The sequence below is a fragment of the Massilia sp. UYP34 genome (assembly GCF_056279385.1).
In genome coordinates, this window is record NZ_JBWBRF010000002.1 from 390035 (window position 1) to 402933 (window position 12899).

Genomic DNA, 12899 nt, shown 5'->3' on the forward strand with positions numbered 1-12899 from the left:
TCGAGCGGAATGCGCCGACGCACAGGCCCCAGGCCCAAGGAGACAGTTTGTCCACTATCCACGACGTCGCCGAAAAGGCAGGCGTATCGATCAAGACCGTGTCGCGCGTACTCAACGACGCGAGCAGCGTGTCGGCCAAGACCCGCGTCCGCATCGAAGAGGCCATGCAGGCGCTCGACTTCGCCCCATCGGCGGCGGCGCGCATGTTGCGCGGCGTGCCGACCGGGCTGGTCGCCGTGATCGCCGAAAAACTCACCACCACCCCCGATTCGTCCGAGATCATCAAGGGCATCCAGTCGGTGTGCGAAGAGCTGGGCAAGATGCTGATCATCGGCGAGACCGGCGGGCGCGCCGATGTCGCCAGCCGCCTGGTGGCCGATATGCGCGCGCGGCGGGTCGAAGCGATCATCTTCGCCACGCCATTTCACCGCGAGATCACCCTCAACGAAATGCTGGGCCAGACGCCGACGGTGCTTGCCAACTGCTTCGAAGCCACGCCGCGCTATCCACAAGTGGTGCCGGACGACGAGGCGGGCGGGTACGCGGCGGCGGCGACAGTGCTGCAGGCCGGCCACCGCAAGATCGCCTTCCTGCAGCTGATCGGAGACATGGTCGCGACCCGCCTGCGGATGCAGGGTTTCCAGCGCGCGATGCGGGAGCACGGGGTCGCGCCGCGCACCGAATGGCTCCTGCATGGCGCCACCGCGGCCGAGGACGAATTCGCCCAGCTCGAAACCACGATCGACGGCCTGGTTGCCGGCGCCGATCGACCCAGCGCCATCCTGTGCGGTAACGACAAGATGGCGATGCGGGTCATCTTCATCCTGCAGCGGCGCGGCCTGCGCGTGCCCGAAGACGTCTCGGTGGTCGGCTTCGACGATTTTCGCCTGATCTCCGAGGCGCTCGATCCCGGTCTCACCACGGTCGCGCTGCCGTACCGCGAGATCGGCGAACTGGCGGCGCGCCAGGCCCTGGGCGGCGTGCAGGATGCCGGCATGGTGCGCGTGGCCTGCCGCCCGGTGCTGCGCGGCACCCTGAGCGCGCCCGCGAAGGCGAAAGGCGCGCGCCGATGAAGCCGGTCCTGTTTCCCCTGGTCGCAGCGCTGGCCTGTCATGCACTGGCCTGTCAGGCACAGGCCGCGCCGATCGAGATCAAGGCCTGGCGCCATGATACGGGCGACGCCGAGATGGTCGCCAGCGGCCAGATGGTCGAACGTTTCAACCGCAGCCAGGACCGCTGGAAGGTGGTGGTCGAATCGATCCCGCAAGGTTCCTATACCGAATCGGTCACCGCCGCTTCACTGGTGGGCCACCTGCCATGCGTGATGACGATCGACCAGCCGGCCGTGCCCAATTTCGCCTGGGCCGGCAATATCCGCCCGCTGGACGACCTGCTGCCGGCGGCGGTGGTAGCACCGCTGCTGCCGGGCGGCCGCGGCGTCTACGACGAGCGCCTGTACAGCGTTGGCCAGTTCGACGTGGTGCTGGCCCTGTTCGCGCGCCGTTCGGCGCTGGCGCGCGAGGGCGTGCGGGTGGCCACCATCGAGCAGCCCTACACGGCCCAGGAACTGTATGAGATCGTCGCGAAAGTGAAGAACGCAGGCCGCTACCGCTTTCCGCTCGACCTCAATGGCAAGGCCAGGGGAGAGTGGGTCAGCTATGGTTTCTCGCCCTGGTTCCAGAGCGCCGGCGCCGACCTGATCGACCGCGCCGATTACCGGCGCGTGGACGGCGTGCTCAATGGCGCCCCGGCCCTGGGCGTGGCGCGCTATTACGCGCGCCTGTTCAAGGAACGCCTGGCCGAACGCAATCCGGCCGACGAAAAGGGTTTTGAACAGGGACGTTCGCTGATCCAGTACACCGGATCATGGAAGGCGCGCGACTATGCCGAGCGTTTCGGCGACGATCTGGCGGTGATGCCGCCGCCCGACTTCGGCCAAGGCCCGCGGGTCGGCGCCGCCTCGTGGCAGTGGGCGATCGCACGCAATTGCCGGCATCCGGAAGGCGCGGCCGCCTTCCTGGCCCACGTGCTGTCAGCGCACGAGATGGCCGCCATGTCGCGCGCCACCGGCCTGATTCCGGTCACTGTGCAGGCAGCGGCGCTCACCGAGCGCTATCGCCCGGGCGGCGAGGGCCGCATCTATTTCGACTTCGCGGCCCGCTACGCGGTCCCGCGCCCGGCCACGCCGGCCTATCCCGCGATCTCGGCGGCCTTCGAGAAAGCCATGTCCGATCTGCGCGGCGGCAAGGACCCCGATGAAGCGATGGACGAGGCGGTCGAAGCGATCGAGTACGACATCGCCCGCAACAACGGCTATCGCAACATCCACGCACGAGAGGCGGCCAGCAAATGAAGACGATTCTTGGGCGCGACCACCCGCTGGCGGTGAGCGGCTTTGCCGGGCCGGCATTGATCCTGTTCGGCGTGTTCGTGCTGCTGCCGCTTCTGCTGGCGGCAGCCGCCACCTTCACCAACCACCGGCTGGTGTCGCCCGAGCCCACCCGCTATGTGGGGCTCGACAACTACACGCGGCTGCTGGCATTGCAGGTAACGACGGTGGCGCCGCTGCGCGATGCCGCGGGCGACGTGCAGCGCGATGAAGAGGGTTTGCGCTATCCCACCTGGCGCCAGGTGCGCCAGGCCCAGCCCGGATTGGCCGGCTACCGGCCGGCCTGGCAATTCGAGCTCGGCGAGCGCCGGGTGGTGCTGGCGGCCACCGATCCGCTGTTCTACCGCTCACTGATCAACACCTTCCTGTTCGCGCTGCTGGTGCTGCCGCTGCAGTGCGGCGTGGCGCTCGGGCTGGCGCTGCTGGTTAACCAACGCATGCGCGGCCGCATCTTCTTTCGCACCGTGTATTTCGCGCCGGTGGTCACGTCGATGGTGGTGGCCTCGATCGTGTGGTCGTTCATGCTCAATACCGACCGCGGCCTGATCAACGAGTTGCTGCGCACGCTGACCGGCAATCCCGACGCCGGTCCCGATTGGCTGGGCGAGAGCAGCCACGCGCTGCTGGCGATCGCCATCATGTCGGCCTGGCAGGGCGCCGGTTTCCAGATGCTGGTGTTCCTGGCCGGGCTGCAGTCGATCTCGTCGGAGCTGTACGAGGCGGCCACGCTGATGGGCGCCAATGCCTGGCAGCGCTTCATCCACGTCACCCTGCCGGGCCTGCGCAACACCATCGTGTTCGTGCTGGTGTCGACGATGTTGATGGCCTTCGGCCTGTTCACGCAGGTCGACGTGATGACCTCGGGCGGGCCGCTCGATTCGACCACCACCGTGGTCTACCACGCGGTGCGCAGCGGCTTCAGGCAGCAGGACATCGGCTACGGCTCGACCATCACCGTCGTGTTCTTCGGCATCGTGCTGCTGGTGTCGCTGCTGCAGCGCGCGCTGCTGGCGAAAGGAGCGAAATAATGACTGATCTGATTCGCCGAATGCTGTTGCGCCTGCCCATGCTATTGGCCATGTGCGCGCTCGGCGTCGTGTTCGCGACCCCCTTGCTGTTCATGTTCGCCGCCTCGTTCAAGCACGACGACGCCATCTTCGCCAACCTCGCCAGCTGGACCAGCTATGTGCCCGACGCCGGCTGGTCGCTGGCCAACTACGCCGCCATCTTTGAGCGCAGCAACCTGCCGCTGTTCCTGCTCAACTCGACCATCATCGCGGCGCTGGTGGTGGTAGGCGGCATCCTGGTCAACAGCATGCTCGCCTTTTCGCTCAGCCGCATGCGCTGGCGCGGCCGTGGCGCGGTGCTGTCGGTGGTCGTGGCGATGATGGTGATCCCGTTCGAGGTGATCGCCATCCCGCTGCTGTCGCTGGTCGCGCGGCTGCCGTGGCCGGGTGTCGAGGCCGGCGTGCTGACCTGGCAGATGGGCTGGTTCAACAGCCTGCACGTGCAGATCATTCCCTTCCTGGCCAATGCCTTCTGCGTGTTCCTGTTCTATCAGTTTTTCCGCGATATCCCGCCCGAACTCGACGAAGCGGCCAAGATGGACGGCGCCGGTCCCTGGGCCCTGTTCTTCCGGATCATCCTGCCCAATAGCGGGCCGGTGATCGCCACTGCCGCCATCGTGCTGTTCATCGCCGCCTGGAACCAGTACCTGTGGCCGATCATGGTGGTGCAGGGCGAGGCCGCGCGTCCGGTGCAGCCGGGCATCCAGCAATTCTTTGGACGCGCCAATTCCTGGGGACAGATCATGGCCTACGCGTCGGTGGTGACCCTGCCGGTGCTGGCGGTATTCCTCGCATTCCAACGCCAGTTCGTCGCCTCGGTGGCGGGTTCCGGCATCAAGGGCTAAGGCCTCACTTTCACTCTCGCTAACCACAATGACACTGAGCATCGACGACAAATTCATCTGGGACTTCTGGCATTTCGACGAGGATGGCGAGCAGCATCTGTTCATGCTGCAGGCCGACCGCGCCATCGGCAACCCCGACCTGCGCCATTGGAACGTGTCGGTCGGCCACGCCGTCTCGCGCGACCTGCGCAACTGGGATTATCGCGGCGCCGTGTTCCAGCCGTCCGCCAGCCCGGCCTGGGACGACTTCACCACCTGGACCGGGTCGGTGATCCGCGCCGAAGGTTGCTACCACCTGTTCTATACCGGCACCAGCCGCAGCGAGAACGGCATGCGCCAGCGCATCGGCCACGCCACCTCGAACAGCATTCACGGCCCATGGACCCGGGTCGGCGACGGCCTGGCGCTCGATCTCGACGAGCGCTATTACGAAGAATTCGCCGAGGGCAGCTGGCACGACCGCGCGCTGCGCGATCCATGGGTGCTGCCCGAGAAGATCGATGGCGCCTACCACATGTTCTTCACCGCGCGCCGCAAGGACGGTGAGAAGTTCGAGCGCGGTGTGATCGGCCACGCCGTCTCGACCGACCTGGTGAACTGGGAAGCGACCGCGCCGGTGTACGCGGGCGGCCACTACGGCCAGCTCGAAGTGCCGCAGGTGTTCGAACGCGACGGCCGCTGGTTCTGCACCTTCTGCAATGTACGCGAACACTGGTCCGAAGCACAGCGCGCCGGTCACGGCGGCGGCGTGTCCGGGACCCATTACCTGGTGGCGGATCACCCGCTGGGACCGTGGACGCCGGCCGAAGGTTTCCTCGATGGCGATGTGCCATGCAGGCGCTACGCCGGCAAGATCCTGCGCGATCCGCTGACCGGCAAGGACTGCCTGATGGCTTTCCTCGATACCGGTGCAGACGGCAAGTTCGTCGGCCAGATCGGCGATCCGATCCCGCTGCGCCTGGAGGATGGACGCTACCTGCTGGACGATTCGTCCAGCCAGGAATGACAACGATAGACAAGAATTAGGCCGCCGGCGAGCGGCCATTCAAAACGATCAAGGAGACCTGGTGAAACCATCCCTGCAAACTGGCCTGGCGCTGCTGCTGGCCTCATTCCTGCCCGCAGCCGCAGCCGCAGCCGCAGCCGCAGCCTCAGCCGCCGTCGGCGCGGCACCCGTCACGCCTGGCCCAGCGCTGGCGGCTTGGAGCCTGGACGAGGGCCGAGGCCGCGACACGCTCGAAGCGGTGTCCAAGCGCCGAGATCCGGTGAGCTTCGTGTTCAATGAAGCCCGCTACAAGCCGAACTCCGACCCGGAATGGCGCGCGGCGAGCGCCTGCATCAAGGGCGGCTGCCTGCTGTTCGACGGCTACTCGACCGATATCGAGGCGCCTGGCCTGTCGGCGCAGCAGTTGGCTGCCGGCTGGACCATCAGCGCCTGGGTCGCGCCGCATGCCTTCGAGTGGGGGGATGGCGGCCAGTATTCGGGCTTCCTGAGCCAGTATGACGAACAGGCCAGGTCCGGCTTTTCCTTCGGCATGTACCGCTTCGGCGCCTGGGGCATCAAACTTGGTTTCGGCGCCCATGAGTACGACCTGCGTGTGAACGACCGCAAGTTGCTGAAAGACCGCTGGTCGCACGTGGCGGCCAGCTTCGACCCGCACACCCGGCGCGTCAAGCTGTTTCTCAATGGCGAAATGGTGGCAAGCGGCGCCGCACGCAGGGACGGCGCCTTCACGGTGCCGGCGCGCGGCCTGACGATCGGTCGCCACTCCGAGCCGCGCAAGGTGGCGGAGGTGTTCGAGATGAATACCTTCCTCGGCCTGATGGATGAGGTGCGCATTGAGTCCGGCGCGCGCGACGCGGCGCGCATCGCGGCCGCCATGCGCGCCGACCTTGCCGCGCGTGGCGGCAAGGCGCCACGACTGGCGCGCGCCGACCTCACGATCGACGCCGCCGTGTTCGACGGCGACCGCCATCGCCCGCAGTACCACGCGATGCCCGATTTCGGCTGGATGAACGAGCCGCATGCGCCGTTCCTCTACCAGGGCCAGTACCACCTGTTTTTCCAGAAGAATCCGTTCGGCCCGTTCTGGCACCAGATCCATTGGGGCCACTGGGTCAGCCCGGACATGGTGCACTGGCGCGAGCTGCCGATGGCCCTGGCGCCGGAAGACGATACGCTGGCGCCGGATGGCATCTGGTCCGGCAGCGCGACGTACAAGAAAGACGGTACGCCGATGCTGTTCTTCACCGCCGGTAACGACTCGGCGCCGGTGCGCGAGCGCAGCGGCGTGGCCTGGCCCAAGGACTTGAATGACCCCGAACTGCTGCAGTGGGAAAAGCATCCAGTGCCGGTGACCGTGCAAGAGGAAGGCTACGGCCGCAAGGGCGATTTCCGCGACCCGTTCGTGTTCAGGGACGAGCAGGGCGACCGCTGGTTCCAGTTGGTCGCCTCGCGCGAGCCGGGCCGCAGCGGCACGGCCCTGGTCTATGAATCGACCGACCTGATGAACTGGAAGGCGCGCGGGCCGCTGTTTACGATCGACCCGGTCAAGTACCCGGCCTTCGACCGTACCTGGGAGCTGCCCTTGCTGCTGCCGATCGGGAAGGGCAAGGACGGCCGGCCGCGCCACGCCTTCCTGATCGACGTGAAAGCGCAAGCCTATTACTGGACCGGCGTGTTCGACGCCGCCAGCGCGCGCTTCATTCCCGACAGCGAGGCGCCGCGCGTGTTCGACCTGGGCGAAGGCCACTTCTCGGGCCCAAGCGGCTTCGTCGATCCCAAGACCGGGCGCAGCATCGTGTTCTCGATCGCCCAGGGCCAGCGCACAGCGCAGCAGGAATGGGACAGCGGCTGGGCCCACAATGCCGGCCTGCCGATCGCCTTGGGTATCGGCGCCGACGGCGACCTGCGCCTGGCGCCGATCGCCGAACTGGCCAGCCTGCGCCAGGAACTGCTGCTCGACCTGAGCGACGTGAGCGCTGCGACCGCGGCGGCCCGCCTGGCAAGCGTCAAGGGCGACCTGCTCGAGGTCGAGCTGGAACTCATCCCGACCCCGGGCAGCAAGGTGCCACGTGGCCTGGTCCTGCGCAAGACACCGGACAATGCCGAGCGCACGACGCTGGTGATCGATCCGGCCAACAGGCGCTTCGAGATCGACCGCACCCACACCACGCTCGACCCGGACGCCCGCTCGCGCGGCGTGCAGGGCGGCGCCTTCGATGCGCGCGGCGAGCACCTGCGCCTGCGCGTCTTCCTCGACCGTTCGATGGTCGAGGCCTACCTGAACGACCGCAAGAGCCTGACCAGCCGGGTCTATCCGAGCCGATTGGATGCGACCGGCCTGGCCTTGAACGCGATGCCGGGCGACCGCATCGTTAAACTCAGGGTATGGCGCATGGGGGCGTCGAACGGCAAGCCGGTCGCCCCCGCGCAGCCGGCCGGTGCAGCCCGTTAATCAAGGAACGTCAATGGCATCCATTACGCTGGCCGGCGTCGGCAAGGCCTACCCCGGCAAGAGCAGCAAGCACATTCTCGAAAACATCGATTTCACGATCGGCGACGGCGAATTCGTCGTGCTGGTCGGTCCATCGGGCTGCGGCAAGTCGACCGTGCTGCGCATGATCGCGGGGCTGGAAGAGATCAGCGCCGGCGAGATCCGCATCGACGGCGAACGGGTCAACGAAACGCCACCGGCGCGGCGCGGCCTGTCGATGGTGTTTCAGAACTACGCGCTGTATGCCCACATGAGCGTGTTCGAGAACATCGCCTTCGGCCTGCGCCTGGCGCGGGTGCCGAAGGCCGAGATCAAGCTGGCGGTGCAGGAAGTGGCGCGCATGCTCCAGCTCGAGCATCTGCTGGAGCGCCGCCCGCCGCAACTGTCGGGCGGCCAGCGCCAGCGCGTGGCGATCGGCCGCGCCATTGTGCGCAAACCGCGCGCCTTCCTGTTCGATGAACCGCTGTCGAACCTGGACGCGGCACTGCGCGCCGATATGCGGGTCGAGATCGCCCGCCTGCACAAGCAGCTCGGCGCCACCATGGTGTATGTCACCCACGACCAGGTCGAGGCCATGACCCTGGCCGACCGCATCGTGGTGCTGGGGCCATCCGGGGTGCAGCAGATCGGCGCGCCGATGGCCTTGTACGAACGGCCGGCCAATGTCTTCGTCGCCGGCTTCATCGGCATGCCGAAGATGAACCTGGTCGAGGCCGCGCTCGACGCCGCCGGCCGCCTGGCGCTGGGCGCGGTGGCGCTCGATTGGACCCAGCTCGAGGCCGCCGGCCAGGCGGTCACCGCCGGCATCCGCCCGGAACACCTGGCGCCCGATCCAAGCGGCCCGCTGCGCGGCGTGGTGGTGCTGGTCGAGCGTCTCGGTTCCGAGTCGCATGTGCACCTCGAAGTGGCCGGCCTCTCCAAACCGCTGGTGGTCTCAAGCAAGGATGCGCCGCCCGCCGTCGGCAGCGCCTGGGCGGTGCGTCCATTGCCGGGTGCGCTGCACGTATTCGGCTCCGACGGCGCGCGCATCGAGGCACAGGCGCCAGGCGCCATCCAACTCAACGGTTTCAATGGTCATTCGGAGGTTGCATGATTGTCGTATGTGGCGAGGCTTTATTCGATGTGTTCGCGCAGCACGAGGTGGCGGCCGGCATCGAGCTGTCCGCGCGCCAGGGCGGTTCGCCCTTCAACCTGGCCATTGGCCTGGCGCGTCTGGAAGCGCGCGCGCAGTTTTTCGGCGGCCTGTCGCAGGACATGTTCGGCCGCAAACTGTACGCTGCCTTGCAGGCCGAGGGGGTCGATCTTGACGCCGCGCCGCGTCCCGATGCCGCCTCGGCCCTAGTCATGGTCAGCGTCGACGAGCGCGGCTTGCCGCACTATGCGTTCTACGGCAACGAGACCGCCGAGCGCATGGTGCATCCGGCCGACCTCGCGCGCGTCGCGCACGATGCGCAGGCGATCCACGTCGGCTCCTACTGCATGGTGGTGGAGCCGGTCGCCTCGACCCTGCGCGCGCTGGTCGAACGCCAGCGTGGCCGCAGCCTGATCGTGTACGACCCCAATGTGCGGCTGACGATCGAGCCGCGCGTCGACCGCTGGCGCGAGGTCCTGCGCTGGATGCAGGAACGCGCCGATGTACTCAAGGTGAGCGAAGAAGACATCCACGCCCTGTATCCGGGCCTGGCGGTGAAGGATTTCGTGGACCGTGCGCTGGAGGCCGGCGTGGCGCTGGTGGTGGTCACCCGCGGCGAGCAGGGCGTGGTGGCGGCGACCCGCGCGTTGCCGGCCTTCACGCTGCCGGCCGTGCCGGTGACGGTGGTCGATACCGTCGGCGCCGGCGACACCTTCCAGGCCGGCCTGCTGGCCTGCCTGCAGCGCGCCGGGCGCCTCACCCGCCAGGCGGTACAGGACATCGGCGCCGACGAACTGCGCGCGGCGCTGGCGTTCGCGGCGCGCGCCGCCGCCATCACCTGTTCGCGCCAGGGCGCCGAGCTGCCGTATCTGAACGAAGTCATGCCAGGCGCCGGACCGGCGGCGCCTGGTGCGCTCTAGTGGTGTCCGGCGTGCTGCGGTCGCTCATGACAACGATGGACACCTGTTAGTCGTCGCGAGCACGGCACAAGTTCTTGAACATACAAGTCGAATATAAAATCTATCTCAGGAGACACTCTCAATGCCTTACTCGATTTCATCCTATATCGGCCGCTCGGCCGCCCTGGTCATCGGCCTGATGCCGGCACTGGCCTTCGCCCAGCAGCAAGCCGCGAGCGCCGCCGCGGCCGAAGCCCAGTCCCAGGCCGAAGACGGCACCGCCGTCGTCATCGTCACCGGCGTCACCCAGACCACCAGCAAGAAGAACGCGACCTTCTCGATCAACACGATCAGCGCGGAAGAAATGCAGCGCCTGGCGCCGATCAGCACCGCCGACCTGCTCGGCAACCTGCCGGGCATCTATGCCGAGGGCAGCACGGCCGGCGAGGCGGGCAACAACATCACGGTGCGCGGCCTGCCGGTAGCGGGTGGCTTTCGCTTCTCACCGCAGCTGATCGACGGCCTGCCGGCCTATGAAGAGCCGGAAGTGCCGTTCATGAACAACGACGTGCTGGTGCGCGACGACCTGATGACCGAAGCGGTCGAGGCGGTCAAGGGCGGCCCCGGCGGCATCTTGTATTCGAACGGCCTGGGCGCCACCGTCAACCACATTACCCGCACCGGCGGCAAGAGCCTGGAAGCGGGCTACAAGATCGAGTACGCCGACTACGGTTTCTGGCGCCACGACGCCTTCGTCTCGGGCCCGATCAACGACAACCTGACCGGCGCCATCGGCGGCTTCTACCGCCGCAGCGACGGCATCCGCGACACCGGCTACACGGCCGACCAGGGCGGCCAGGTACGCGGCAACCTGATTTTCACCAGCGACAACAAACGCACCACGCTGCGCCTGGACGGCCACTACCTGAACGACCGCACCGCCTTCTACCAGAACCTGCCGATCTCGGTGCCGCGCTTTACCCAGAGCGGCACGCCGGCCAACCCGACGGTGCTGAACAACGATTCGATCCAGCCGCTCGGGATCGACTTCGGTAACGGCACCACGGCCTCGCCCTACAACCGCCGCTTCACGATGCTGGGCGAGTACGGCAGCCGCGAGATCGACCAGGCCGACGGCCTGCACCCGAACTTCCGGATGTTCAGCGCCAAGGCGACCCATGTATTGGACTCGGGGCTCAAGCTGTCGGCCAACCTGCGCCACACCGGTGGCGGCAGCGGCTTCAACGCCGTCTTCACCGGCAACGACACGGCCGGCGCCAGCAACTTCCTCAATGCGCGCTACCAGAACGACGTGATTTCGCCGGCCCATGGCGCGGCCCTGAACTGCAACCTCGACAACGCCAAGCTGCGCGGCTACTTCAATGTCCCCGCCAGCGGCGCCTGCTCGGCCTTCGCCAATATCAGCCGCGAAGACTTCATCCGCAATTATGGCAAGGCGAGCGGCGTGCAGGGGCGCTGGACCAACGACGGCTCGGCGGTCGCGGGCGACGCTTACCTGAACTTCCTGATCCCGTACATCGCCAAGATGGATGCCAGCAGCAATGTGCTGGACCTGCAGGCGCAAAAGACCTTCCAGGCCGCCGGCACCCACGACGTGACCTTCGGTGTCTACGGCAGCCGCTACACCTACGACGTCAACTTCCAGACCGGCCTGCTGGTGGGAGAGAGCGCCGCACGCAGCCGCCTGGCCGACCTGATCGCGGTGGACGCCAACGGCCAGCAGGTCGGGCCATCGCTGACGCTGGGCGGCGCGATCCTGCCGGGCTGGAACGGCCACCTGGCCGACTTCAAGGGCGACGGCCGGGCGGTCTACCTGCTCGACCATTGGGAGACAATGAATAAACGCCTGCGGATCGATGCCGGCGTGCGCTACCAGAGCCTGGACGCGAATGTGGTGCGCCGCAACCGGGAGACGGCGGTCGACCTGACCCCGGCCGGTGTCGTGGTCGGCTCGACCGCCGATACGACGGCCGACAACGAGGTATTCTTCCCGTCCACCGCGCGCACGCTGAAGAAGAAGTTCGACGCGGTCGGCTGGTCGATCGGCGCCAACTACAGCATCAGCCGGCCGCTGTCGGTCTATGCGCTGGCCTCGAGCTCGTTCCGCCTGCCGAGCGTGGGCGACCTGGTCGACCTGAGCGCCGCCGGCACCATCAGCGCCAATGGCGAAGCGGTCGACATCGACGCGGTCGAGCGCATTCGCCAGTATGAAGGCGGCGTGCGCTACATGACGCGCGAGTTCGGCACCTCGATCGCGGTGTTCTACAACAAGTTCTCGCCACGCAGCGCGGTCAATATCTACCGCGATATCGAATCGAGCCAGTGTTCGGCGATTGGCGGCGTCACTCAGATCAATTCCTGCCCCGAGGTGGCGCAGCTGTACAAGCGCGGGGTCGAGAATGTCGGCGCCGAAGTCGAGCTGACCTACCGGCCGCGCTTCATCGACGGCCTGGAGCTGAAAGGGAACTTCCTGGTCCAGCAGCCCAAGATCGAAGGAGCCAACTATACCCTCACGCAAGAAGACAAGACGCCCGACGGCGTGATCACGGGTTACCACTACGTACAGGTGAGCGAGGATGGGCGCCGTCCGCGGCGCCTGGCCAAGTTCATGGCCAACTTCACGCCATCGTACGACCTGCGCGCCGCCACTGGCCTGCCTCTGACGATTTATGGGCAGTACCAGTACACGGGCGACCGCTTCTCCGAAGCGACCGATACCAACGTCACCCTGCTGCCGTCGTACAGCATCATCAACCTGGGCGCGCAGTACGAGGTCACGCCGCGCCTGATGGCACAGGTGCACGTGGCCAACCTGCGCGATTCGCTGACCTTCACCGAAGGCGATCCACTGTTCAACGACCTGTTGTCGCCGGACGGCACGCGCAATCGTGGCGTGGCACGGCCGCTGTTCGGGCGCACCATTCGTGCGAGTCTGACGTACCGGTTCTGACGCAGTCCCAACGCTTGCGAGAAGAGGCGGGACGAAAACCCGCCTCAAGCAAGATTCGGGCAGACGCGTTGCAGACCGGCCTTGCGCAGCGCGCGCACT

The 12899-nt window shown here is 67.0% G+C and carries 9 protein-coding genes; all 9 read left to right on the forward strand.

Annotated features, from left to right (window positions below):
• Window positions 1-47: 47 nt before the first annotated feature.
• The 9 genes from ACZ9AQ_RS05125 to ACZ9AQ_RS05165 all read left to right on the forward strand — a co-directional run bounded on the left by ACZ9AQ_RS05125 (window position 48) and on the right by ACZ9AQ_RS05165 (window position 12800).
• Window positions 48-1073 carry a LacI family DNA-binding transcriptional regulator gene (locus tag ACZ9AQ_RS05125; RefSeq protein ID WP_429202277.1) on the forward strand — a complete coding sequence of 342 codons (1026 nt, stop codon included), beginning with the start codon at window positions 48-50 and terminating at the stop codon, window positions 1071-1073.
• Window positions 1070-2353, forward strand: coding sequence for a sugar ABC transporter substrate-binding protein (locus ACZ9AQ_RS05130; protein WP_429202275.1), 1284 nt, complete (start codon window positions 1070-1072; stop codon window positions 2351-2353). Before ACZ9AQ_RS05125 ends, ACZ9AQ_RS05130 begins: the two co-directional genes overlap by 4 nt.
• Window positions 2350-3417, forward strand: a complete 1068-nt coding sequence (locus ACZ9AQ_RS05135; RefSeq protein ID WP_429202273.1) for a carbohydrate ABC transporter permease — start codon at window positions 2350-2352, stop codon at window positions 3415-3417. Before ACZ9AQ_RS05130 ends, ACZ9AQ_RS05135 begins: the two co-directional genes overlap by 4 nt.
• On the forward strand, window positions 3417-4301 hold the full coding sequence (locus tag ACZ9AQ_RS05140; protein WP_429202271.1) for a carbohydrate ABC transporter permease: 885 nt from the start codon (window positions 3417-3419) through the stop codon (window positions 4299-4301). The genes ACZ9AQ_RS05135 and ACZ9AQ_RS05140 overlap by 1 nt, the downstream gene beginning before the upstream one ends.
• 28 nt (window positions 4302-4329) lie before the next feature.
• Window positions 4330-5307: a family 43 glycosylhydrolase gene (locus ACZ9AQ_RS05145; protein ID WP_429202269.1), complete on the forward strand. Its 978-nt coding sequence runs from the start codon at window positions 4330-4332 to the stop codon at window positions 5305-5307.
• A 61-nt stretch (window positions 5308-5368) separates the two neighbouring features.
• Complete coding sequence (locus ACZ9AQ_RS05150) at window positions 5369-7759, forward strand: GH32 C-terminal domain-containing protein (RefSeq protein ID WP_429202267.1); 2391 nt, start codon at window positions 5369-5371, stop codon at window positions 7757-7759.
• A 13-nt stretch (window positions 7760-7772) separates the two neighbouring features.
• Entirely contained in the window at window positions 7773-8891 is a 1119-nt protein-coding gene (locus ACZ9AQ_RS05155) for an ABC transporter ATP-binding protein (RefSeq protein WP_429202265.1), read from the forward strand.
• Window positions 8888-9850 (forward strand): carbohydrate kinase family protein, encoded by a 963-nt coding sequence (locus tag ACZ9AQ_RS05160; RefSeq protein ID WP_429202263.1) that lies wholly within the window; start codon window positions 8888-8890, stop codon window positions 9848-9850. Before ACZ9AQ_RS05155 ends, ACZ9AQ_RS05160 begins: the two co-directional genes overlap by 4 nt.
• Before the next feature lie 121 nt (window positions 9851-9971).
• Window positions 9972-12800: a TonB-dependent receptor gene (locus ACZ9AQ_RS05165; protein WP_429202261.1), complete on the forward strand. Its 2829-nt coding sequence runs from the start codon at window positions 9972-9974 to the stop codon at window positions 12798-12800.
• The last annotated feature ends 99 nt before the right edge of the window (window positions 12801-12899 follow it).

Bases quoted from the DNA above. Each gene is read 5' to 3' on its own strand.
- ACZ9AQ_RS05160 (WP_429202263.1), top strand. From the start codon at position 8,888: ATGATTGTCGTATGTGGCGAGGCTTTATTCGATGTGTTCGCGCAGCAC.
- ACZ9AQ_RS05165 (WP_429202261.1), top strand. From the start codon at position 9,972: ATGCCTTACTCGATTTCATCCTATATCGGCCGCTCGGCCGCCCTGGTC.
- ACZ9AQ_RS05145 (WP_429202269.1), top strand. From the start codon at position 4,330: ATGACACTGAGCATCGACGACAAATTCATCTGGGACTTCTGGCATTTC.
- ACZ9AQ_RS05155 (WP_429202265.1), top strand. From the start codon at position 7,773: ATGGCATCCATTACGCTGGCCGGCGTCGGCAAGGCCTACCCCGGCAAG.
- ACZ9AQ_RS05135 (WP_429202273.1), top strand. From the start codon at position 2,350: ATGAAGACGATTCTTGGGCGCGACCACCCGCTGGCGGTGAGCGGCTTT.
- ACZ9AQ_RS05130 (WP_429202275.1), top strand. From the start codon at position 1,070: ATGAAGCCGGTCCTGTTTCCCCTGGTCGCAGCGCTGGCCTGTCATGCA.
- ACZ9AQ_RS05140 (WP_429202271.1), top strand. From the start codon at position 3,417: ATGACTGATCTGATTCGCCGAATGCTGTTGCGCCTGCCCATGCTATTG.